Annotated in this window: 19 protein-coding genes; 12 read left to right on the top strand and 7 right to left on the bottom strand. The window is 32.1% G+C overall.

Features of this window, described 5'->3' with window-relative positions:
* Positions 1-2 precede the first annotated feature (2 nt).
* Positions 3-926, top strand: a complete 924-nt coding sequence (locus NHF47_RS03235) for a DMT family transporter (RefSeq protein WP_252763585.1) — start codon at positions 3-5, stop codon at positions 924-926.
* A 66-nt stretch (positions 927-992) separates the two neighbouring features.
* On the opposite strand, the gene NHF47_RS03230 is transcribed toward NHF47_RS03235, so the two are convergent.
* The 3 genes from NHF47_RS03230 to NHF47_RS03220 all read right to left on the bottom strand — a co-directional run bounded on the left by NHF47_RS03230 (position 993) and on the right by NHF47_RS03220 (position 9,481).
* Entirely contained in the window at positions 993-3,071 is a 2,079-nt protein-coding gene (locus NHF47_RS03230; RefSeq protein WP_252763584.1) for a M13 family metallopeptidase, read from the bottom strand.
* A gap of 71 nt (positions 3,072-3,142) precedes the next feature.
* On the bottom strand, positions 3,143-5,989 hold the full coding sequence (locus NHF47_RS03225; protein WP_252763583.1) for a M4 family metallopeptidase: 2,847 nt from the start codon (positions 5,987-5,989) through the stop codon (positions 3,143-3,145).
* Between the two features lie 63 nt (positions 5,990-6,052).
* Entirely contained in the window at positions 6,053-9,481 is a 3,429-nt protein-coding gene (locus NHF47_RS03220) for a T9SS type A sorting domain-containing protein (RefSeq protein ID WP_252763582.1), read from the bottom strand.
* Positions 9,482-9,605: 124 nt separating this feature from the next.
* Between NHF47_RS03220 and NHF47_RS03215 the strand changes: the two genes are divergently transcribed.
* From NHF47_RS03215 to NHF47_RS03200, 4 genes are all read left to right on the top strand, one after another.
* Complete coding sequence (locus tag NHF47_RS03215; RefSeq protein ID WP_252763581.1) at positions 9,606-10,271, top strand: SCO family protein; 666 nt, start codon at positions 9,606-9,608, stop codon at positions 10,269-10,271.
* Between the two features lie 81 nt (positions 10,272-10,352).
* Complete coding sequence (locus tag NHF47_RS03210) at positions 10,353-10,589, top strand: FeoA family protein (RefSeq protein WP_252763580.1); 237 nt, start codon at positions 10,353-10,355, stop codon at positions 10,587-10,589.
* A 3-nt stretch (positions 10,590-10,592) separates the two neighbouring features.
* Positions 10,593-12,701: a ferrous iron transport protein B gene (gene feoB / locus NHF47_RS03205; RefSeq protein WP_252763579.1), complete on the top strand. Its 2,109-nt coding sequence runs from the start codon at positions 10,593-10,595 to the stop codon at positions 12,699-12,701.
* Between the two features lie 3 nt (positions 12,702-12,704).
* On the top strand, positions 12,705-12,836 hold the full coding sequence (locus tag NHF47_RS03200; protein ID WP_252763578.1) for a FeoB-associated Cys-rich membrane protein: 132 nt from the start codon (positions 12,705-12,707) through the stop codon (positions 12,834-12,836).
* 2 nt (positions 12,837-12,838) lie between these two features.
* Here the strand turns inward: NHF47_RS03200 and NHF47_RS03195 are convergent, their stop codons facing one another.
* Genes NHF47_RS03195 through NHF47_RS03185 form a run of 3 tightly spaced genes read right to left on the bottom strand, consistent with a single transcriptional unit; the run spans position 12,839 to position 15,776 of the window.
* Positions 12,839-13,234: a hypothetical protein gene (locus NHF47_RS03195; RefSeq protein WP_252763577.1), complete on the bottom strand. Its 396-nt coding sequence runs from the start codon at positions 13,232-13,234 to the stop codon at positions 12,839-12,841.
* A 9-nt stretch (positions 13,235-13,243) separates the two neighbouring features.
* Positions 13,244-15,118, bottom strand: a complete 1,875-nt coding sequence (locus NHF47_RS03190) for an Nramp family divalent metal transporter (RefSeq protein ID WP_252763576.1) — start codon at positions 15,116-15,118, stop codon at positions 13,244-13,246.
* Between the two features lie 10 nt (positions 15,119-15,128).
* Entirely contained in the window at positions 15,129-15,776 is a 648-nt protein-coding gene (locus NHF47_RS03185) for a metal-dependent transcriptional regulator (protein ID WP_252763575.1), read from the bottom strand.
* 89 nt (positions 15,777-15,865) lie between these two features.
* On the opposite strand from NHF47_RS03185, the gene NHF47_RS03180 reads away from it, so the two are divergent.
* Positions 15,866-18,115, top strand: coding sequence for a TonB-dependent receptor (locus tag NHF47_RS03180; RefSeq protein ID WP_252763574.1), 2,250 nt, complete (start codon positions 15,866-15,868; stop codon positions 18,113-18,115).
* On the opposite strand, the gene NHF47_RS03175 is transcribed toward NHF47_RS03180, so the two are convergent.
* The gene (locus tag NHF47_RS03175) at positions 18,112-18,597 is read right to left on the bottom strand and encodes a PAS domain-containing protein (protein ID WP_252763573.1); all 486 of its coding nucleotides are present in this window, start codon (positions 18,595-18,597) and stop codon (positions 18,112-18,114) included. The two genes, NHF47_RS03180 and NHF47_RS03175, sit on opposite strands and share 4 nt — an antisense overlap.
* Positions 18,598-18,712: 115 nt before the next feature.
* Between NHF47_RS03175 and NHF47_RS03170 the strand changes: the two genes are divergently transcribed.
* From NHF47_RS03170 to NHF47_RS03145, 6 genes are all read left to right on the top strand, one after another.
* Positions 18,713-19,861, top strand: a complete 1,149-nt coding sequence (locus NHF47_RS03170) for a lycopene cyclase family protein (RefSeq protein WP_252763572.1) — start codon at positions 18,713-18,715, stop codon at positions 19,859-19,861.
* An 84-nt stretch (positions 19,862-19,945) separates the two neighbouring features.
* Positions 19,946-21,058, top strand: a complete 1,113-nt coding sequence (locus NHF47_RS03165) for a hypothetical protein (protein WP_252763571.1) — start codon at positions 19,946-19,948, stop codon at positions 21,056-21,058.
* A gap of 28 nt (positions 21,059-21,086) precedes the next feature.
* Positions 21,087-23,105 (top strand): FG-GAP-like repeat-containing protein, encoded by a 2,019-nt coding sequence (locus tag NHF47_RS03160; protein WP_252763570.1) that lies wholly within the window; start codon positions 21,087-21,089, stop codon positions 23,103-23,105.
* A 118-nt stretch (positions 23,106-23,223) separates the two neighbouring features.
* A complete protein-coding gene (locus NHF47_RS03155; RefSeq protein ID WP_140997914.1) occupies positions 23,224-23,634 on the top strand; it encodes a BrxA/BrxB family bacilliredoxin in 411 nt (136 codons plus the stop codon).
* An 88-nt stretch (positions 23,635-23,722) separates the two neighbouring features.
* The gene (locus NHF47_RS03150) at positions 23,723-24,457 is read left to right on the top strand and encodes a 1-acyl-sn-glycerol-3-phosphate acyltransferase (protein ID WP_252763569.1); all 735 of its coding nucleotides are present in this window, start codon (positions 23,723-23,725) and stop codon (positions 24,455-24,457) included.
* A 4-nt stretch (positions 24,458-24,461) separates the two neighbouring features.
* Positions 24,462-25,454 carry an acyl-ACP desaturase gene (locus NHF47_RS03145; RefSeq protein WP_252763568.1) on the top strand — a complete coding sequence of 331 codons (993 nt, stop codon included), beginning with the start codon at positions 24,462-24,464 and terminating at the stop codon, positions 25,452-25,454.
* Positions 25,455-25,487 lie beyond the last annotated feature (33 nt).

Raw genomic sequence — 25,487 nt, 5'->3', positions numbered from 1 at the left:
AAATGGCCTATTTTAGTGTTTTTCACGAATATATCAAGCAGAAAAAAAAGGCAATTGGGTTGCCTTTTCTTGCGTTGTGTTGGATTAGTTTTTTTTGGGGAACTACATGGATTGCTTCTAAAGAAGGGGTAAAACATATGCCAGCGATGCAGTTGGTTGTTTTACGTCAATTTTTTGGTGGCATTATCTACTTAACTTATTTTCTTATAAAAAAAGCACCTTGGCCTACACAAAGACAATGGCGTAATATTTTAGTATTAAGTATACTAAATTTCATGTTGAGTAACGGTTTAAGTACATGGGGTGTGAAGTATATTTCTAGTGGATTGGGTGCTATTATTGGTTCCATATTTCCGCTATGGATTGTAATTATTAGCTTTTTTAGAGGTGAAAAAGTTTCATGGAAAGCTGTTTTAGGGTTGATTATCTGTTTTTTTGGAATTTGTGTAATATTTTATGATTATCTAAACGATTTTCTAAACCCTGAATTTCGTTTTGGAATTATTCTATCTGTTATTGCAACATTTACTTGGGCTCTATCTTCCATCTATATTAGAGAAAATAGAACGAATTTCAACCCTTATTTTAGTTTAGGCTTACAAATGCTAATTTCCTGTGTGGCTATTTTTGGAGTAATTCAATCCACAGGAGAAACGGTTCCTTTAAGTGAAATACCTGCTGTTTCTTGGTGGTCGATTGCTTATTTAGTTGTCTTTGGATCTGTTTTAACGTTTATTGCTTTTATTTATGCTTTAGAACATTTACCTAAAGAAGTAAGTAGTTTATATGCTTATATTAACCCTATGGTGGCTTTGTTTTTTGGATACATTTTATTCAACGAACCTTTAACCGTTTCAATCGCCATTGGAGGTTTCGTAACGCTTACTGGCTTATTTTTGGTAAACAAAGCAATTAAAAAACCATAAAAAAACACTCAAATACTTTTATTTGAGTGTTCTATAATTTTTGAATTGTAACTAAACCAAATCTATTTACCAGATTTTAACTCGTTTTTCTGGAGCTACATACATACCATCACCTGCTTCTACATCAAACGCTTCATAGAAAGCATCTACATTTTGTAACGGCACATAAGCACGATACATTCCTGGTGAATGTGGATCTGTTTTTACTTGGTTTTTAATAGCTTCATCTCTCATTTTACTTCTCCAAATGGTTGCCCAAGAAATAAAGAAACGTTGTTCTGGAGTAAACCCATCTATTAATCCTGGATTACCGTTTTCTTTTAAATAGATTTGTAAACCATCGTACGCTGCATTTACACCTCCTAAATCACCAATGTTTTCTCCTAAAGTAAATTTACCATCTACATAAATACCTGGTAAAGGTTGCAAAGCAGAATATTGATCTGCTAAAGCGGACCCTAAAGAAGTAAATTGTGTTAAATCTTCATCGCTCCACCAATTGATTAAATTTCCATCTGCGTTATATCTAGATCCTGAATCATCAAATCCATGAGAAATTTCATGACCAATTACGGCACCAATTCCACCATAATTGACAGCTTCATCTGCTCTATAATCATAAAAAGGAGGTTGTAAAATAGCTGCTGGAAATACAATTTCATTGTAAGAAGGATTAAAGTACGCATTTACCGTTTGTGGTGACATTCCCCATTCTTCTTTATCCACTGGTTTTCCTAATTTATCTAAATTATCTTGATGTCTCCATAACGCATATTGTCTTGAATTTTGGAAATAAGTACCTCCATCTTTTGGATCAGTGATGGTCAATTTAGAGTAATCTTCCCACACATCTGGATAACCAATTTTAACTCTTGATTTCTTTAATTTCAATTTGGCATTTTCTTTGGTTTCTTTGGTCATCCAAGGTAAATTGTCAATTCTATTTTCAAAAGCTTTAAAAACATTTGCAATCATGGCTTGTGCTTTTGCTTTTGCCTCAGGTGGGAATTTTTTAGCCACATATAATTTTCCGATAGCTTCTCCCATTCTTCTATTTACCACTTGAAGCGCTCTTTCATCAGCTGGTCTTTGTTTAACAGCCCCCGTTAAAGTTTTGCCGTAAAATTCAAAATTTGCATCTTCTATTGCTGTGGTTAATTCATCCGAAGCACCTCTGAGTAAAGTCCATTTCATGTAGGCTTTCCAAGCTTCCAAATCGTTCTCTTTAAAAATAGTCTCTAACCGTTCCATATATTTTGGTTGAGAAACAATTAAAGAATCAATTTTACCAATTCCAACTCCTTGTAAATAGTTTTCCCATTTTACAGTAGGTGTAATCTTTTCTAAATCAGCTACAGTCATGGGATTATAGCTTTTTCTTCTATCTCTTCTTTCAACACGATCAAAAGTAGCTTCAGACATTTTAGTTTCTAAGGCTAAAATTTTAGCGGCATTTGCTTTTGCGGTTGCTTCATCATCACCTACAAATTGAAGCATTTTAGCTACATGTTGTTCGTATTTTTCTCTTTTTTCTTTATTGTCAGGAGCATCAGAAACATAATAATCGCGATCTGGTAAACCTAAACTACCCGTACCAATATACACTACATTTCGGGTACTATTTTTAGCATCTGTACCAATATAACTTCCAAAAAAACCGATACCCGCTTGTGGTTCCATTTCTGTTACTAAAGCAACTACTTCATCTGTGTTTTTTAGTTGATTTATTTTATCTAGATACGGCTGTAATGGGCTAATCCCTTGTTTGTTTCTAGTAACCGTATCTAAAATAGACTTATAAAGACTTAATGCTTTTCCTTGATCCGATTTTGAATCGATAGATTTATCATTCAAAGCTTCTTTAATAATTAACATCACATCTTCATCTGTTTTTTTACGAAGTTCATCAAAACTACCCCAACGCGTTCTATCGGCAGGTATTTCAGTGTTATCTAACCATTTTCCATTCACATATCGGAAAAAATCGTCGGCAGGATCAACCGATTTGTCCATTAAATTGGTATTAATACCAATAGGTTGATTCTTATTTGTACTTTTGGTACTACTATCTCCTGATTTACAGGAATTAAGAATCGAAATCAAAAAAAGGAAGCCTACACTTCCTTTAAAAATATAATTTCTCATTTTACTTGGGTTTTTAAAGTCTAGTTGTCAGACAAATATACCTTATTTGCTAGAGCCATAAAAAAATGTGACTATTCTTTAACAATTCTTTTAGAAACTATTCCCTCTAGTGTTTGAATAACCAAAAAATAAATTCCTTTTGAAGCTTTAGATAAATCTAAATTTGCTTTGTTATCTATTGTCTTTATCTTTTCAATTTCTGAAATCTTCTTACCACTTACATCATAAATGGTAATTGAAACGGGTTCAACATTTCTTAAAGACAACGTATATATACCTTGTGATGGATTTGGGTAAACCAAAATTCCATCATTTATAAAACGCTCCGTTGATAAGGTTCCATTAATCACAAAATCATCAATATTAACTCCTAATTCGTTTACAGCTTGATCAGAATGAAAAACGATTCTGAAAATTACATGGGTTTCATTAATAAGTGCATTCAATGGGTACGAATAATTAGTGAGGGTTGTATTGGTTCCAGTCCATTGGGCTCCTGGACAATTAAAACAATCATTTCCATTGGTAAGTTGTGTGCGATTACTTGTATACCAATTGGTCCAATTGGCCACATCATTAAGTCCTAATACTTGCCAGTTTGCCCCAAAATCTGTAGAATATTCCACATAGACAATATCCCAATTATTTTCTAAATCATATTTCATGTTGAAGCTTATTTCAGGATTTGAAATTGAGGATAAATTATAACATTGCGAAATCAAATAGGCTTTGGTTTCATCAGGATAATTACCAGAAAGATTAGTGGTGTAAACTATATTTCCATTACTATCCATAGCATTTGTAGGACTATCGGAATGAATCCCTCTCACCCATAAAGAGTTCACTTCACCTTCGTTATAAGCAATTAACTCATCTGAACTACTACTAAAGGTATTGATAAGTCCCACAGTTCCTTCATCATTAACCATTAATAATGTTTCTTTGGTATTATTTTCTGGTCTTCCGTCATTTATAATGGAAGTAGTTACATTCAGTAAATGAGCTCCTCTCGTTAATCCATTAATTGTAATAGGATAATTAATTTCTTCACAAGGTGCTAAATTACCATTCCAAGTTTCGGTAATTAAATTAGATCCATCAATAGTGTAAGAAATTGTTGCAGTAGAGATAACATTTAAGCCTTGATTTTTAATTAATAAATCAGTTACAACTGAAGAAGAAGTACATAAAATAGTTTCCGAATTATCAATAGCTTGTAGTGCAATATCATCAGTAGTAGCAACATAGGCTTCTCCTACATTCACAGCAAACCAAGCATTTGTAACTGCAATAGCTTCTGGGCTATTGGCACAATATAAATGATTGGCTACCGCTATAGTCGCTGTTCTTGCTTCTTCATAAGTAGCATTAGGAGTTAAATAATCTCTTTCCGCTAAATAGGCTATTTCTGATGCCTTTTCCATCCCAATCCCAGTAACGGAATATGAATCTGGTGAAGGAGCATTGTTGGTTCCTGTTTCTCCGATAGTTAAGATATAGAACCAATGATTTAAAACTCCAGAATTGGTATGAACTCCTCCATTGTCAGCACTGCCATTATACCAATAGGTTCCTAAATAAGTATCTGGGTCTCCATTTGAATTTGGATTCTGCATTGATCTTAAACCTGATGTGGTAAGGTCTTCACCTATAAGCCAAACATTATCAGATATAGGGTTTGAAAGATTTCCAGTTCGTCCATAGTGTTCAATACAAGCTCCCCAAATATCTGAAAAGCCTTCATTCATTGCTCCTGATTCATTTTGGTAAACCAAATTTGCTGTATAAGTACAAACCGCATGGCCAATTTCATGACCGCATACATCAATAGAGGTTAAAATATCAAAACTACTTCCGTCTCCATAACTCATTGCAAAACCATTCCATCCTGCATTATTATAATTGGTACCAAAGTGAACATAACTTCTAATTATTCCGCCATTATCATCATAACTATTTCTACCAAAAACCTCTGACCAGAAATCGTAGGTTCTTTCTGCGCCCCAGTGCGCATCCAAAGCACCATTATCTTTTGCTGCATTGTTATATTCTGCATCTGTCCAATTATTATCATTATCTGTAAAATCAATATTTTGGAAACTATTCGAATTTTGGCAATTGAATGTAAAAATGCCTAATCCTCTAGTTTGATCTCTTAAAATATAATTCGAATTTCCATCATCAAATGTGGTTTCAATAGTTCGGGTACCACTATATCGTGTAGCAGCGGTTCCTAGTGTTAAATTGATTTTGTCTTCAAATTCATTTTTTGGTTGAAAGGTTTTTTTAGTTTTTTCCGTTGAAAGATGTTTAATAATTTGATTTGAAAACAAGAGCTCTCCAGTGTGTGCATCTACATATACCTCTTGCCTAGAAACAGGTTGTGTACTATAAATATCATATTTATAGGCTAAATGAACCATCTGTGTTTTTTGATTTGGGAAATAAATAAGCTCTCCTTTTGGTTTTTTATAGTTCATGAGTTGCGCTTCGGCTTCATTTTCCCATAAATAGCTAGTTGCATTTATATTCGCTAAAGCCTTATTCAATCCTTCTTCAGAGGTGATCTTAGGATTTAAAGGAACATTACTTACATCGTATAATTCACCATTCACATGAGTTACTTTTCCTTCAAATGAATGTGTAATAGCTGTTCCAAATTCAATTTTAATGCCTCTATAAAACTGTTGAAACTTATGATGCTTTTGTCCTTTTCTGTCTAAATTTTCATAAATGGATTGATAACTATAATCCTTATTTAAATGGTATGTTTTGTAAAATTGATTCAAAGCTTCTTTTTCAGAAAGTGATTTTGAAGCAAAAAACAAACTCGATAGAGGGGTTTGTTTCTGTATTTTTTTCTGAGGAAAAACAACTGTGATAAATAATAATTGTAGAAGAAGAATTTGATTTTTCATTATTGTGTTTCTTTAAAAACAAAGAAGTTGGTTTACTTAAACCAACTTCTTTTATTTAGAATTTTATTTTTTAACAATTCTTTTCGTAATAGACCCCACATCCGTACTTATTTTCATAAAATAAATACCATTTGATGCATGAGTTAAATCTAACATGACTTCGTTTGAAGTTTTAAAGTTATTTTGATTCAAAATATTTTTACCTGTAATATCGTATACTTCAATAGTCTCTATTTGTTGATTCTTTGTACTAATAGTATATATCCCGTTAGATGGATTTGGATATACAGTTATAGATTCTAATTCAAAAGTATCAGAAGATAAAACAACCCCGTTTATAACAAAATTATCAACATTTGCTCCAGCATTATTTACCGATTGATCTGAATGGAAAACGATTCTAAATATAATGTGCGTTTCAGCATTAAGTGCTGTTAATGGATAGAAATAAGAAGTATTCACAGTGTTTAATCCTGTCCATTGCGCTCCTGGACAATTTTGACAGTCGTTTGCAGCACCAGAAGTAGCATTAGTTCTATTACTATTGTACCAATTTGGCCCACTAGTACCTAAAACATTCCAATTACCACCAAAATCAGTTGAATATTCTACATAAACAATATCCCAATTTTCTTCTAAATCATATTTTAGAGAAAATCTAATTTCAGGATTTGAAACGGAACTTAAGTCATAACATTGAGATACTAGATACGACTTTGTGTTATCTGGATAATTTCCAGAAGTGCTTGTAGAATATACCGAATTTCCAGCACTATCCATTGAGCTACCATCAGACCTAATTACTCTAACCCATTGTGAACCAGCACTTCCTTCATTGTATGAGATTAATGCATCACTTGCATTGGTAAAGGTATTTACAACACCAATAGTTCCTGCATCATTCATTATAAAACTTTTCTCTCCATTATTATTATCTGGAAACGCATCATTTGTTGTTGAAGAAGATACTGAAAAAGTATGAGTTCCTCTACCGATTGTTACAGAAGGCAAAGTGACAACTGTGGTAGCAGAAGAAGCTAAGTTTCCATTCCATGTATACGTATATGGAGTGCTGTCTATAGTATAATCAAAGGTAACAGAAGTGATTGGATTTAAACCATTATTTTGTATTTCCACTTCTGGAGCAACAGCATTGCCACAGTTAATACCTGTAACTGGGCTTTGAATTTGAACTAATTTTACATCGTCATTCGGCACTTGTATAGGAATATCTGTTTGCCAAATTCCTCTTCCATAAGTAGCAGCTATTAACTTACCATCAGTTAAATTTATTTCTAAATCAGTAACGGATACATTCGGTAAGTTCGTATCAAAAGCTTGCCATGATGACATGGTGTCATCACGATAAAAAACACCTAAACTCGTACCAACATACAAAGGATTGTCTGTGTTTTGACCTTGATGAACAATTATATTTTTTCCTATATTTGGTAATCCAGTAGAAATATCAGTAAAGTTCAATCCTCCATCTGTTGATTTAAATACCTTTCCAGATATGTTTCTAGTAGTTAAATAAACAATACTTGGATTTGAACTATGACATTCAATAGAAGTAATTATAGAAGGAGCAGTAAAAACATTACTAAAGTTTATTCCTTTATCAGTACTCTTATACAATTCCGTTCCATTAGAAACAAACATAATGTCATCATTTACTGGAGAGATTTCAATATTTTCTATATCTCCACTACCAATTGCACTAACACTTTGTTGAACCCAAGTGTTATTACTCAAAATATAGAGTCTTTGGTATCCAGCAAAAACTTCTCCTGCATTGTTAATTTTCAAAGGTGTAATCCAATTTCCGCCATCATCGTTTGTTCCCGTTTCAGCAGCAGGAGCATTAACACTTCCTGTTCTATTATTTCCTGCATTATTAGATAAATAAAGAGTTCCTCCATATTGAATAAAACCATAATAGGCGTTTGGATCATTAGGGTTTACTGCTGTGTCCATTCCATCTGCTCCATAATAATTTTTCCATCCTCCATTACTGTAAGCATGTCCTCCATTGTCTTGAAGTCCACCAACCATATTAGCAGAAGATTGTTTTGAAACTGCAATTCTATAAAATTGACTAATTTGTGCTGTAGCGGTTAAATCGGTGAAGTTTGTTCCACCATTTGTAGACTTATATACACCACCATCACTTCCGCAATAGAAGTTTCCATTATAGAATTTTAAAAAGTGAATATCTGCATGCGTATAAGCTGCTGCTGTAGGTGCATTCCAGTTATTTAGTTTTGTGAAATTTGTTCCACCAGTAGTAGACTTCCAAATATTCAAACATCCTGTATATACTTCCTCTGCATTGGTATCTGAAACCGCTAAAGCAAAATCATAATACGCTTGGTTAGATTCTAGTACATTTGTTGTAGTATTTCTTGAAGTAAAAGTATCTCCGCTATTTATAGATCTGTAAAGACCTTGAAAACCATTATTTGTAGAAATAGAATTGGAGTGACTCAACACATAAACATAATTTGCATTTGCTGGAGTTACATCTAATCGCAAACGACTTGAGGAAGCTGGAAGTCCTGAAGTAATTTGAGTAAATGTAGTTCCAGTATTTGTCGATTTATAAAATGCGGTATTTGTTACCCCATATACTACACTTGGATCGTTAGGTTTAAAACGCACTGAACCTTTTGCAAAGTTTCCTGTTCTTACATTTGACCACGTAGTACCGCCATCAGTAGTCTTAAATAAACCCGTACTAGTAGCACAAAATAAAATTAAATTATTAGTAGGATGCATAATGATATCCCCAGCGTAACTATTTGTATTATTAAAGGATAAACCTGTTGTATTCCAAGTTAAACCTCCATCTGTTGATTTTAAAACTCCAACAGAATAAGAATCACCTCCATCATTATCTCCTGTGGCGATATAAATTACATTCGAATTAGTATAATCTACTACGATTCCTGAAACACCAATTTGCGGTAAATAATCAGACAATGGAGTCCAGTTCACACCTGCATCTGTTGATTTCCAAATTCCACCTGCAGGAGCTCCAATATAAAGTGTATTAGCGTTATTTGGGTCTTGATATACCACATTAACTCTTCCTTGACCCGAAGACCAAGATCCTGTATTAGTATGTGTAGATGGTCCTACAGGTTGCCAATTACTGGGTGGCAATGAAAAAGCTACATTTGAATTTCTGCTCAATTTAGCGTTGTTCTTTTCGTTCCACGCTGCATAAAACTCTTTCGGAGTAATTATATATCCCTGGTCATTTACTAAGTTTTTCCAGTAGTTTTCCCATCTCATAAAGGGTTTGTAACCAGACCCTTTTACATTTTTATTTCGGGTAGACCAATAGTCATTGAATAATGCTTTTTCTTCCTCAATAGTTAATTTTTCCTTTTTGGATAAAGGGTTATTTTCTTTCCATGGTGCGGAAGAATTGAATTGGGAAAATCCCAATATGGTAAACAACAATAAGAACAAGTAACTGTTTTTCATAATATTAACTATTAAAATCAAAATTTCGCAAATATAATTAGTTTTGGTTAAAAAAATTTATTTTTTTTCAACATTAACAACTGTATTGGTCTAATTTCCAAGAGAAACATCTAATTTTGTACCTATGATTAATATACGTAAAAACAAATACTTTGGCTTTATAACGCTATTTACCATTCTTTGTATTCTTATTTTTTTAGGAATATATTCTCTTTTACAACCTCAAAAAAGATTAAAAATTTTCAATCCTAGGGATGTTAATCCTGAATTAGTAGACTCTACAATACAACATATTGGATACGACCATAGCATTCCTGATTTTGCCTTTATAAATCAAAATGGTAAATTAATTACTCAAGAAGCTTATAAAGATAAAATATATGTGGCTGATTTTTTCTTTACAACTTGTCCTTCAATTTGCCCTATTATGACAGATAACATGGTTTGGTTACAAGAAAAAATTAAAAACAATCCTAAAGTAATGCTTCTATCCCATTCAGTTACACCTGATATTGATAGCGTACCTGTATTGAAAGCCTATGCTAAGGAAAAAGGAGTTATTGATGAAAAATGGAATTTGGTAACAGGAAATAAAAAAGATATTTATTATATCGCTAGAAAATCGTATTTAGTAGTTAAAACAGGAAAGCCAGAAGAATTATATGATATGGTGCACACGGAAAATTTTGTTCTAATAGATCAAAAAAGGAGGATTCGTGGCTTCTATGATGGAACCAATTTAGAGGAAGTAAAAAAACTATATCAAGACATCCTATTTCTATGTGAATAAGAATCTTTAAATTTTATATAAAATTGTCTTTCCATTTCTAATTATTAGCTACCTTTGTATTTTAATTCAATCTAAATAAGTTTGGAAAAAAATCTGTCAGATTTAAAAAAGGGAGAAAGAGCATACATTAGTGAAATAAATGTAGATGAAATTCCTTTAAAATTATTAGAAATGGGGTGTTTACCTGGCAATTTTATTGAGTTAATTCAAATTGCACCTTTAGGTGATCCTTATTATTTTAATATCAATGATTCTCATGTAGCCATCCGTAAGGAAACAGCAAAACAAATCATTGTAACATTAGAAATCACGATTTAATTCATGTCTAAATCTACTATAAAAGTTGCTTTAATTGGAAATCCAAATGTAGGAAAAACATCTGTATTTAATCAGTTAACAGGTTTAAACCAACAGGTTGGAAACTATCCTGGAATTACAGTTGAAAAAAAACAAGGAATTAGTAAGCTTTCGGAATCTGTAAAAGCTAAAATAATCGATTTACCAGGCACTTATAGTTTAAATGCGAGTTCAATAGATGAAAATGTGGTAATTGAATTACTTTTAAATAAAAATGATGAAGATTTTCCCGATGTTGCAGTAGTTGTAACCGAAGTGGAAAATATTAAACGTAATTTACTCCTTTTTACCCAAATAAAAGATTTAGAAATTCCTACGATTTTAGTCATTAATATGGCTGATCGAATGTCATTAAAAGGGATTGAATTTGATATTCCAGTTTTAGAGCGAGAACTAAAAACAAAAATTGCTTTGGTTAGTTCCAGAAAAAAAACAGGTATAGCTGATTTGAAAGCCTTGATATTAAATTATGAATCTTTATCAACAGAACCTTGTTTGCATGCCTCTGTAATTGATCCAGATTACTTTAACAATTTAAGAAGAGCCTTTCCAAATCAACTTTTGTATAAATTGTGGTTAGTAATTACACAAGATGTTAATTTTCTAAACTTAGAAAGAAACGAAATTAAAAGTTCGTTTACTAAATCACATTCCGATTTAAAGAGATTGCAACAAAAAGAAACCATTAAAAGATATCAGTTTATTAATGACACTTTAAAAATTGGTCAAAAAATAGACATCACAAAAGCTTTCGATTTAAGAGCTAAATTAGATCGTATTCTTACTCATAAAGTATTTGGCTATCTTATTTTCTTTAGCATTTTATTGTTGATTTTTCAATCTATTTTTGATTGGAGCACAGTCCCAATGGAATTTATTGATGAAACCTTCACTTCTTTAAGTGCCTTTACAAAAAATCATCTGCCTCCTGGAGAATTTACTAATTTATTGAGCGAGGGAATTATACCTGGCATAAGTGGTATTGTTATTTTTATTCCTCAAATAGCCTTTTTGTTTTTATTTATTTCCGTTTTAGAAGAAAGTGGCTACATGAGTCGCGTTGTTTTTTTAATGGATAAAATTATGAGACGTTTTGGACTTTCGGGTAAAAGTATTGTTCCTTTAATTTCGGGGACAGCTTGTGCTATTCCTGCTATTATGGGAGCCCGAAATATAGAGAATTGGAAAGAACGACTCATTACTATTTTAGTGACCCCTTTTACAACTTGTTCGGCTCGATTACCTGTATATGCAATTTTAATTTCTTTAATTATACCTGAAGAAAGAGTCTTTGGTTTTTTAAGTTTACAAGGGTTAACACTTATGTTGCTTTATTTGATTGGATTTGGGATGGCCGTACTTTCTGCCACAATCTTAAATTATTTTTTAAAATTAAACTGCAAATCCTATTTTGTTATTGAGATGCCTTCTTACAAAGTTCCAATGTTCAAAAATGTAGCTTTAAATGTAATTGAAAAAACCAAAGCTTTCGTAACTGGAGCTGGTAAAATCATTTTAGCATTATCTATTATTTTATGGTTTTTAGGTTCACATGGTCCATCTGAAAATTTTAAGAATGCAGAAGCAATTGTTACAACAGAATTAAAACAAGAGAATACTTCTATAGATGCAATGGTGCTCGAAAATAAAATCAATAGTTATAAATTAGAACATTCCTATATTGGTATATTAGGCAAAACTATTGAACCTGTAATTCAGCCTTTAGGATATGATTGGAAAATTGGAATTGCTGTAGTTAGTTCTTTTGCTGCAAGGGAAGTTTTTGTAGGTACTTTGGCAACTATATATAATGTAGGAAATCACAGTGACGAAGAAGTAACCATAAAAAATAGAATGGCCGCTGAAGTACATCCTGAAACGGGAAAAAAAGTTTTCAATTTTGCTTCCGGTATTTCCCTATTGCTTTTTTATGCTTTTGCTATGCAATGCATGTCGACCATTGCTATCGTAAAAAAAGAGACCAATTCTTGGAAATGGCCTCTGTTACAATTTATTTTTATGAGTGGTTTCGCTTATGTTACCGCTTTAGTTGCTTATCAAATTTTAAAATAAAGTATGGATTTTCAACAACTTTTAGTTTACGTTACACTTGCTATTGCCATTGGATTTTTAGTTCGAAAATTTGTTTGGAAAAAAAAGAAACCCAAAAGTTCGAAATCTTGTGGTGATGATTGTTCGTGTCATTAATCCTATTTAATGACTAACTGATACTCACTTTCTTTTATTTCTTGATCTTTTACCCTTTTTGGCAAAACTCCAATAAAAGTGATTTTCTTTGTACTGTATTGATTTGCCCAAGCTACATTTTTGTCTGTAGTTTGTGAATTTACGATTAGCTCTTTTTCTTCAACTAATTCCTTTTCTTTGTATACAGAAACCACCATTTCAACTTGTCCTTCCCACACACAATTTAATCCTTCAGGGCAACGAGAATCAGCGGTAACTTTTTTCAATTTAAATTGATATTCTTCCTTATTTTGATCTAATTGTTCTTCATTCCTATTACTCGAAGTATCCTTAGTTTCATTTTCTTTTGAATCACATTGTGCTACTAAAAGCGTTAAAAAAATTAAAATAGTTTTCATGTGTTTTGTTTATTTGTTTTTTATTATGAATAAAGGTACTGAAATTTTATGACGTAATTTATCTACTGTTGTACCAAACAACAAGTCTTTAATTCCAGAATGTCCGTGTGTACCCATAACTAAAATATCAAAACTATTTTCATTTACAATTTTAGGTAATACTTTTCCAGGTCTACCAAAGCCTAATTGCGTTTCAATTTGATATCCCTTATCTACTAATAAAGTTTTATATTCTAACAATAATTTTTCGTCTATAGAGGTTTCATGATCATCTGTATTTCTACCATACATCATGGCGCCAACCGTTTCCACTACATGAATTAAGGTATATTTTGCTTGTAATCCTCCTAATTCAAATGCGCTGTTTATGGCTAATTCATCCGCTTTAGAAAAATCAACAGCAATAGCAATATTTTTTGCAGAATACGTATTTAATGCTCTTAATTTTAATTTTAAATTATGAGGTGAGTGATTATCAATATTATGTTTAGCTTTAACAAAAAACGGTTTAAAAACGATATACAATAGTAAAAATAGAAATCCGATTGCCAAAGGAACTACCGTCGTCCAAATTAAGGTAGGATGATTCGTAATTTGCAACCAGTTTTTGATCTCATCATAAACTAATTTTCCGTTTAATGTTACAATAATGGAAGCAATCAACCAAGCGGCAACTTGTATGGTTTTGGAAATATGAAATCCTTTCATTTTAGACTTATCACTCACAAAATGGATTAATGGAATGATAGCAAAACCTAATTGCAAACTCAAAATTACCTGACTTAAAATTAATAATTTACCTGTAATATCTTCTCCAAAATAAAGTATGGTTATTACTGCAGGAACAATCGCTAACAATCTTGTAATGATTCTTCTTACCCAGGGTTGAATCCTTAAACTTAAATATCCTTCCATAATAATTTGTCCGGCTAAAGTACCTGTAATCGTCGAACTTTGTCCTGCGGCAATTAAAGCCACTGCAAATAATATAGGCGCCCATTTGGTTCCTAATAAAGGTTCTAAAAGCTGGTGTGCATCTTGAATTTCAGCCACTTCAAATAATCCATTTTTATAAAAAGTGGCCGCTGCTAAAATTAGAATTGCAGCGTTGACAAAAAAAGCTAAATTTAATGCAATAGTACTATCGATTAAATTATATTTTAAAGCTTGTTTAATTCCTTTTTTACTTCTGTCAAATTTTCTGGTTTGAACCAATGAAGAATGCAAATATAAATTATGAGGCATAACGGTTGCCCCAATAATTCCAATGGCAATATACAACGCATTTTCGTTTGGTAAGGTAGGAATTAATCCCGTCATTACTTTTCCTATTTCTGGTTGAGCAAAAAACATTTCAAAGACAAATGAAAAACCAACTATTGCCACTAAAGCAATAATAAAAGCTTCCATTTTTCGTATACCTTTATTAATTAAAAAAAGCAATAAGAAAGTATCTAATACTGTTATAATAACTCCATCGAGCAACGATATATTGAATAATAAATTTAGACCAATAGCCATTCCTAAAACTTCTGCTAAATCACAGGCAGCAATTGCAATTTCAGCTAAAAAATAGAGAATATAATTGACAAATGGGGAATAGGTTTCTCTTGAAGCTTGTGCTAAATCACGTTGGGTTACAATTCCTAATCTGGCACTTAAACTTTGCAATAATAAAGCCATCACGTTACTCATAAGTAACACCCAAATTAAGGCATATCCAAACTGACTTCCTCCAGCTAAATCGGTTGCCCAATTTCCAGGATCCATATAACCCACACTAATTAAATAGGCTGGACCAAAAAAGGCTAGAATTCTTCTAAAAGTAGATGTTTTACCTTGTGTAGCAACAGATTCATTAACTTCTTCTAACGATTTACCCATATTTTATTTATTATTGCACATATAAATTAACAGCTATTTTATTGGAAAGAATTACTTCCTTCCCATCTACCTCAACCTTGATTAATTCATCAAAAGTTTCTTTTTCTAAAATTTTAATTTCCGAACCTAAAGTAATCTTTTGTTTGTCTAAATATTGCAAAAAATCGGCCGAAGAATCTTTGACACCTACACATTTACAAACTACTCCTGTTGGCATTTCTGAAAGTAATTGTTTTTCTTGTTTTTTTATTTCACCTTTTTCATTTGGTATAGGATCACCATGTGGATCAAAGGCAGGAAAATCTAAATAAGCGTCTAAACTATTAATCAATTTTTCGGATTTTATATGTTCTAATTCTTCCGCAATTTCATGCACTTCATCCCAAGTAAATTGTAATTTTTCAACTAAAAAAACTTCCCATAAACGATGTCTTCTTACAATTTTTTTGGCTTGTAACAAACCATTATTCGTTAAAGATACACCTTGGTATTTTTTATAGGTTACCACATCTTTCTCTGCTAATTTCTTGAGCATATCTGTTACGGAAGAAGCCTTAGTATCTAACATTCCAGCTATTGCATTTGTATTAACACCTTTTGGAGAAACCAATGATAAATGATAAATCACTTTTAAATAATTTTCTTCAGAAATCGTCATTATAAAATAAAATTTAATCAAATATAACAATTATATTCTGTTATTGTAAAAAATATTTTTAGTTTTGTCAAAATTTAATTTTTATTGTTTTGAAAAAAATAGTTCTTTTCTTTTTAACTTTAAATATTGTAGCTTTTGCTCAAACCACTATTAAGGGCAAAATAACCGATAAAAAAGATCCTTTAGCATTTGCTTCTGTTTCTATACCGGAACTTAGTAAAGGTGTAAATGCCAATGAAAATGGAGCATATGCTTTAGAAGACATACCTAATGGCAGTTATACCATTCATTTTTCATTCATTGGATATAGAACAAAAAAGAAAACAGTTAGGGTAGAAAATAATAGTTCAATATTATTAGACGTTGTTCTGGAAGAAAACCAAAGTTTAGATGAAGTTGTCGTTACAGGAACTCTCAAAGCCGTATCCCGATTGGAAACACCAGTTCCAGTAGAAGTGTACACGGCAACTTTTTTGAAAAAAAATCCAACACCCAATATCTTTGAAGCCTTACAAAATGTAAATGGTGTAAGACCCCAACTGAACTGCAATATTTGCAATACGGGCGATATTCATATTAACGGTTTAGAAGGGCCTTACACTATGGTCACGATTGACGGGATGCCTATAGTAAGCGGACTTTCAACAGTTTATGGCTTATCTGGTATTCCTAACTCTTTAATTGAAAGAATCGAAATTGTAAAAGGCCCAGCTTCTTCATTATATGGAAGCGAAGCCGTTGGTGGATTAATCAATATTATTACTAAAAGTCCAACTACTGCACCATTACTTTATGTGGATTTTTTCAGTACCTCTTGGTTAGAAAACAATCTTGATTTAGGTGCAAAATACAACTTAGGTAAAAAAGTGCATGCTTTATTAGGGTTGAATTATTTCAATTACAATAACCCTGTAGATAACAATCAGGATAATTTTACGGATGTTACCCTACAAGAACGAATTTCGGTTTTTAACAAATTGAGTTGGGATAGAAAAAGCGAAAAAGAAATTTCAATTGCAGGTCGTTTCTTTTATGAAGACCGATGGGGTGGTGAAATGCAATGGAACAAGAGTTACAGAGGTGGTGATCAAGTATATGGAGAAAGCATTTACACGAAACGATATGAATTGCTAGGTAAATATGAACTGCCCTTTGTAGAAAATGTTACAAGCTCCTTATCTTATACGAATCACCATCAAAATTCCGTGTATGGAACAACCCTTTTTGAAGCAAAACAAGAAATAGCTTATGGTCAACTTACATGGGATATAAAAAGAACAAATCACGATTTTTTGGCAGGAATGGCGTACCGATATCAGTTTTATAATGATAACACCACAGCAACTAAAGCACCAGAGAAAAATAAGATTAGTAGTGTCTTCGTTCAAGACGAAATAAAATTATCCGAAAGAAATCATGTCCTTCTTGGTTCCAGATTGGATTATCATTCGATTCATGGTTTCATCTTTACACCAAGAATAGCCTATCGATGGAAACCTACAAAAAATGATATTTTTAGAATAAATGCAGGAACTGGTTTTAGAGTGGTTAATTTGTTTACAGAAGAACATGCAGCTTTAACAGGTTCTCGGGAGGTTATTATTAAAGAAAATCTAAATCCCGAAAAATCCTACAACATCAATTTTAATTACTTAAAAAAAGGACAAATTGGAGAAAACATTCAATCAATAGTAGAATTTTCTAGTTGGTATACTCATTTTAAAAACCAAATCATTCCAGATTATGATACCAATGCCAACCAAATTATTTATGAAAATTTAAAGGGATATTCGAAAACTTTTGGTATCACTGGAAATGTAGAATTTCTTTTCCCATTTGGTCTAAAGACAATGACAGGGTTTACCTTATTAAATTCTAAAAATAAAAGAGATGCTGTAGTATCAACTCCTATTTTAACTGAGAAATTTAGTGCTACTTGGGGTATTTCTTACACTCTCGCTAAATGGAATGCAACGCTCGATTACACTGGAAATATTTATGGCCCGATGCGATTACCGCTTTTAGGAGATTTAGATCCAAGAAGCGAATATTCTCCTTTTTGGAGTATCCAAAACATTCAATTTACCTACAAAAATATAAAGAATTTCGAATGGTATCTAGGAGCTAAAAACCTATTAAATTGGACACCTAATAAAAAAAATCAGTTTTTAATTGCACGAGCTAATGATCCATTTGATAAAGAAGTCGTTTTTGATGCAAATGGTAATCCTATGGCAACAGCAAACAATCCTTACGCATTAACTTTTGATCCAAGTTATGTGTACGCACCGAATCAAGGAATTCGTTTGTTTTTAGGAATGCGATATTCTTTAAACTAAGCTGCTTTTTCAAAAGCAATATAGTTTAAAAAAGTACCATCAGTATTAAATTTTGGATACGCTTCAATTTCACAAAAATAGGTCTCTCCATTTTTCTTGTAATTTAAAACAATCGCTTTAAAGGGTTCACGATTACCAATCGCTTTTCTTATTTTTAATGTTGTATCTAATGAAGTTTCGCTTCCTTGAAACATTTTTGGAGAATTGCCCATAATTTCTTTATAATGATACCCATTCATTTGGATAACATTACTTGTGGCAAAAACAATTTTAAAATCACAATCCGTTACAATAACTGTACGGTTCTTGTCTTTTTTAACTTTAGCAAAATCAACTTTTTGTGACCAATGCTTTTGAATTTCATTAAACTCTCTTTGTTCTGCTCTTGGTAATTGGTAAAACTCCCATGAAGTTATAGGAATTGGCAAAAGAGACAACCGCTCTTGGTATTTAGCCCAAGCTTTATCATATTCTTTAAACATAACATATCACTTTACAGTTCAAAAATAACGCATTTCTCAATTAAAAGTCTATTTAAGAGTAGGTTTAACGTTTGTTTGACCAAAAATAAAACCTTAAATTCAATATCTTTGGAAGGTGAAACACTACAATTATATATTTTCTGGCACAGGTTTAGCTGCACTATTAACGGTTTATGAAATGAGTCTGTCTCCTTATTTTAGGGATAAGACCATTCTTCTAATTGACAAAGACACTAAAAAAACCAATGACAGAACATGGTGTTTTTGGGATGAAACCCATCTTTTTGACACAATTGTCTCTAAAAAATGGGAAAAAATTGCGTTCATTACCGCTTCTGAAAATAAAAAATGGTCTATTAATCCCTATACCTATAAAATGATAAAAGGGATTGACCTATATCAGTATGTTTTTAACTTAATTCAACAGAATCCTAACATTACTTTTCTTAAGGATGAAGTGCTATATTTTGAAGATCTTGGAAAGCAATGTAAAGTAACTACAAAAAGTAATGCTTTTTATTCAGATATTTTATTCAATTCTATATTTAATGCTGAAGTTGTAACTTCACAAAAAAAATATCCTTTACTACAACAACATTTTATAGGCTGGTTTATCAAATCCAAAGAACCTGTTTTTGATTCTGAGACAGCCACTTTTATGGATTTTTCAGTAGCACAAAATAAAAATACCCGTTTCATGTATTTGCTTCCGTTTTCAAAACACGAAGCTTTGTTAGAATATACTTTATTCTCAAAAGAGCTTCTTCAAAAAGAAGAATATGAGCAAGAAATTAAAAACTATATTCAAAAAATAGGTATAACAGAATATGAAATTCTTGAAAAAGAACAGGGTAATATTCCTATGACTAGCTTCCCTTTTTGGAAACAAAACACAAATACTATTATTCATATTGGTTCTGCAGGTGGTTGGACAAAAGCCAGCACGGGTTATACTTTTAAAAAAGCCTATAAAAAAACTAAAAATTTAGTCCAACTCCTACAAAAAAAGGAAATTGATTTTAGTAATCAAAAAGAACTAACTAAAGATAAATTTTGGTACTACGACTTATTATTTATAGATGTTTTGTACCAAAATAATGAAATTGGTGCGCAATTATTTTCCGATTTATTTCAAACAGACAATCCAACTTTAATCTTCAAATTTTTAGATGAAGAAACTACTCTTCTTGAAGATTTACAAGTCATTTGGAACTGTCCTAAAACCCCTTTTCTAAAAGCGCTTCTTTCTCGATTAATACCATAAACCCGAGGTAATTATCTATTTATAAGATATTTGCATTAATTTAGTTATATTTGTTTTACAACTAAAAAAACTAAATTTACTAACATGATTAAAAAATACTATCTGACCTTAGGTCTGATGGTGTGCTTGGTATTCCAATTTTCTTGTAGTGATGATGACACAAATTACACAGAAATACCCACACCAGAAGTTTCACCCGTAACCGTTACTTTATCTCAAGTACCTTACAGTAAATTATCGGAATATCATTTTTTTACTGGATTATTAAAAAACCAATCGCCTTCTTTAGATGTTTTACCTTATGAACCAGCCAGTAGTTTGTTTTCGGATTACGCACACAAAAAAAGATTTGTTTGGATGCCAAAAAACACACAAGCTACCTACAATGGCGATGATAATACGTTAGAATTTCCAATAGGATCTGTTTTGATAAAGACATTCTATTACGATAATGTACTGCCAAATAATACTCAAAAAATTATTGAAACAAGACTTTTGATTCGAAAAACAGATGGTTGGAAAGCGTATGATTACATCTGGAATGATGCACAAACCGAAGCCAATCTAGATACCGTTGAACAAGGTGTATTTATTCCCGTTGAATGGTCTGAAAATGGTATACCAAAAAGTACAACTTACAAAATTCCTTCTCAAACAGAATGTGTTACTTGCCATAAAATTAATCCAAATCAAGAAGAAAATGGTGAGATTACCATACCTATTGGAGTAAAACCACAAAACTTAAACCTTGCTTATAATTATGGTAATGAAACTGTCAACCAATTAATCAAATGGAAAAGTGTCGGATTTTTAGATCCTAGTACTCCTACTCCTTCAAATACAACTATTAATTGGCAAAATACAAATGAAACTTTAGAAAAAAGAGTACGCTCTTATATTGATATTAATTGTGGTCATTGTCATAGGACTGGTGGTCATTGTGATTATGTAGATTTAAGGTTGAATTATAGCAATACAGACTTGAATACTTTCGGTGTGTGTATGACTCCTTTATTTAGTATTACAAACGGACCTTATGTAATAAATGGAGGGAATGCTGATCAATCTGAAATGATACAAAGAATAAGCTCTACTGAAGAAAGTCTTATGATGCCTTACATTGGACGTACTTTAGTACATGAAGAAGGTGTCGAATTAATTCGATCTTGGATTAACACTTTACCAGAATGTCGCTAATAAAAACATACTAAATAAAAACCAAATTATGAAAAAAACTACCTTATTCTTTTTATTAAGCTTGTGCTTTCACTCATTTGCACAAGATGATTGTGCCTCAGCACCCACAGTAACAGCTGGAACCTACACAGTAGGTCAAATAAACGGCACACAAATTCCTCAAAGCTGTATTAATAATAATGCAAGTGCGGGTGAATGGTATAAATATGTCGCTACTGATAGTTTTACAGTTACGGTTACTACTGACTTAGCTATTAATATTTGTAAAGATACTCGAGTTCATATTTATTCAGGCGACTGTTCCAACTTAATTTGTGTAACGGGTGATGATGATTCTGGGATTATCCAATGCAATAATGGGAATACCAATTCCTACCTGTCAAGAGTAAGTTTTAATACTACTCCAGGAACCACTTATTATATTGCTTTTGATAATCGATGGAGTGCTTCAGGTTTTGATTTTCAATTATCTGAAGTTCCTTATGTAGCCCCACCAGTAAGTTTTACTCAACAAACAATCCCTTCCAGCGCAACCATTTGTTGTGTAGTGGACATGAATGGCGATTATTTGGATGATATTGTTACTGTAAGTTCAAATGCTATGACTATTTTAAAACAAAATATTGGTGGCGGTTTTACTACTTCTACTATTTCTTTGCCTGGCTTAACTGCAACACCTACTTGGAGCATTGCTGCTGGTGATTATGATAAAAATGGTTATAATGATTTAGTGTTTGGAAGCGGAAGTAGGTTAACAATAGTTAGAGCAGATGCAACCGGTAGCAATTATACCGAAGTACCTTACTCTCAAAATATTTTTACACAAAGAACTAATTTTATTGATATCAATAATGATGGAAATTTAGATCTTTGGGCTTGTCATGATGTTGCACAGAGCCATGCTTATAGAAATATGGGCTCTGGTGATCTTGTGTTTGATATTTCTTTGATGGAAACCTTACCAGTAGGCGGAAATTATCAATCCATGTGGTCTGATTATGATAATGATGGTGATATGGATATGTATTTGGCTAAATGTCGTGGTGGCGCACCCGTTGGTGATTCGCAAAGAATTAATTTATTGTATAAAAATAATGGAGACGGCACTTTTACCGAATCTGGAGCAATTGCTGGAATTAATGATGGATCACAGTCTTGGTCAACTGCTATCGAAGATTTTGATAATGATGGAGATATGGATTTTATACTTTCTAATATTTCTGATACTAATAAATTTTATTTAAATAATGGAGATGGAACTTTCACCGATATTTATGCTTCAACAGGAATTGATCCACAAGTAGGATCATGGGAAATACAAGCTGCCGATTTCAATAATGATGGTTGGATTGATTTTCTATGGCAAAATGGAAAAGAATTATATTTAAACAATGGTGATTTAACGTTTACGGGCTATGATATGGTTTTTAGCGAAGGAGGAATAGGAGATTTAAATAACGATGGTTTTCTAGATATACAATTTGCTAGTAATGTTTTTTATAATGTCCCCAATGCGAATCATTGGGTAAAAATTAATCTTCAAGGATTAGTGAGCAATCAAAACGGTATTGGCGCTAGAGTTGAAATTTATGGAAATTGGGGAAAACAAATTAGAGAAATTAGAAGTGGACATGGTTTTAGTCATCAAAGTACTATGAATGCTCATTTTGGAATTGGCTCCGAAACAAGTATTAATCAAGTAGTTGTTAAATGGCCGTCTGGAGTTGTAGATGTTATTGATAATCCTAATATTGATCAGGCTTTAACTGTAATTGAAGGCTCTTCTCCACTAAGCACACCAAGTCTAGAAAGCTCTGCATTTGAATTATACCCAAACCCCAGTAGTGATTTTATCACAATACGTAATATAGAAAACAGAAATATAAAATCAATTGCAATTTATGCAATACATGGGGCATTGGTAAAAAAACCCACCGAAATAGCTACTAAAATTAAAATTAGTGATTTAAAAGAAGGTATTTATATTTTAACCTTAGAAACAAGTGACGGTGAAAAATTCTCTAGAAACTTCGTTAAAACAAATTAAACTAAAGATTTTAGTATAATCATTTTTGTAGTACACGATAACAAATCTTTATGATTTAATTAGATATTCAATTGTTTAATCTTTGTAACTTTGCAACATTAATTAAAATACAAAGAATATGTATCCAGAAGAAATGGTAAAACCAATGCGCGCAGAACTTTCTGAAGCTGGTTTTAAAGAATTATATACTGCAGCAGATGTTAAAAATGAAATTCAAAAAGAAGGAACTACGTTAGTAGTAGTGAATTCTGTTTGTGGTTGTGCAGCTAGAAATGCACGTCCAGGTGCTAAAATGAGTTTAGATGGTGCTAAAAAACCTTCTAATTTAATTACAGTTTTTGCTGGTGTTGATAAAGAAGCTGTTGATGCAGCAAGAGAAGAAATGTTTCCTTTTCCTCCTTCTTCACCAAGTATGGCTTTATTTAAAAATGGAGAATTAGTGCACATGTTAGAACGCCATCACATTGAAGGTCGTCCTGCAGAATTAATTGCAGAAAATTTAAAAGACGCTTACAACGAATACTGTTAATTCTAAAAAACAAAATTACAGGAAAACCATCTTTTACTGATGGTTTTTTTGTTTTATATAGTACCTTTGTTAAAAAGTCTATTCTGTTATGCAAAAGATTCTTTCTTATCCCATTTCTATTGTATATTATATACTATTTTTATTTTGGTTGTGTGTGTTTCACCTCATCCAATGGGTTTGTTTAAATGTATTTGGCTATAATGCGCATCGATGGAGTGTGGCTATTCTTAATTTATTTTTAGTACGAACCACTCATTTATTAGGAACCACTTATAATTTTCAAGGCAGAGAAAAATTACCTAAAAAGCAACCTTTAATTATTATTTCCAATCATCAAAGTTTGTATGATATTCCTCCTTTTATTTGGTTCTTAAGAGCTTGGCATCCAAAATTTATTAGTAAAAAAGAATTAGGAAAAGGAATTCCGAGTGTTTCTTACAACTTAAAACACGGTGGTTCTGCATTAATTGATAGAAAAGATGGAAAACAAGCCTTAGCAGAAATAAAAAAATGTGCAGAATTTATCAATAAAAACAACTATTCTGTCGTTATATTTCCAGAAGGAACACGTGCAAAAAAAGGGGAACCAAAACCTTTCTCTGTAAATGGTTTAAAAATGCTTTACAAATTTGCACCCGATGCCTATTTTGTTCCTGTGACTATTAATAATTCATGGAAATTAGCTAGATACGGAGCTTTCCCTTTAGGACTTGGAAACCGATTGGATTTCCAAATTCACGAACCTCTAAAAATTTCGGATTATACTTTCGAAGAAATTTTTGAAAAAACGGAAAAAGTAATAACAGATCATATTAAAAAATAAAAAAATGTCCCTAAAAAATGTTCGCTTAGAAGTAATGCAGTTTTTGGAAAAAAAAATTGATTCCTTTGTGGAAGAATTTTTAATTCCAGTTGAAAAAATTTGGCAACCTACTGATTTATTACCCAATTCACAAAATGAAAAATTTTTTGATGAAGTTACGGAGTTACGAGAAATTGCAAAAGAATTACCTTATGATTTTTGGGTAGTTTTAGTTGGAGATACTATCACAGAAGAAGCTCTACCTACTTATGAATCTTGGTTAACCCAAGTAGAAGGTGTTGATCAAGAAAACGGTGGAAATGGTTGGAGTAAATGGATTAGACAATGGACGGGTGAAGAAAACCGTCATGGAGATACTTTAAATAAGTACTTATACTTATCAGGACGTGTTGATATGCGTGAAGTAGAAATGACAACCCAACATCTAATCAATGATGGTTTTGATATTGGTACCAGTAATGACCCATACAAGAATTTTGTATATACCAGTTTTCAAGAATTAGCCACTTACATTTCGCATAATCGAGTGGCTCAAATGGCTAAGAAATTTGGTGATAATAAGTTGTCCAAAATGTGTCGTTTAATCGCAGGTGATGAAATGCGTCACCATCAAGCCTATAGTACTTTTGTAAACAAAATATTTGAAGTAGATCCAAGTGAAATGATGTTGGCTTTCCAACACATGATGAAACATAAAATTACAATGCCTGCTCATTTTTTAAGAGAATCCGGACAAAAAATAAGTACGGCTTTCGAACAATTTTCAGATGCTGCCCAACGAATAGGCGTGTATACCGCACATGACTATGTTGACATCATGCAAAAGTTAATTGACAAATGGCAAATTGATAAAATTACTAACCTAACAGACGAAGCTGAAAAAGCAAGAGATTTCTTAATGAAATTACCAGCAAGAATGGCTCGTGTTTCTGAAAGATTAGTAATCCCAGAAACAGGTCATGTCTTCAAATGGGTACAACCTGCTTTAGTAAAATAATTCTTTAAATTCTAAAAATAAAATTCCAAATTC

This window comes from Flavobacterium sp. NRK F7 (assembly GCF_024054195.1).
GTDB lineage: Bacteria > Bacteroidota > Bacteroidia > Flavobacteriales > Flavobacteriaceae > Flavobacterium.
The sequence above is the reverse complement of the archived record's forward strand: the minus strand, read 5'-3'. Positions and strand labels throughout refer to the sequence as shown.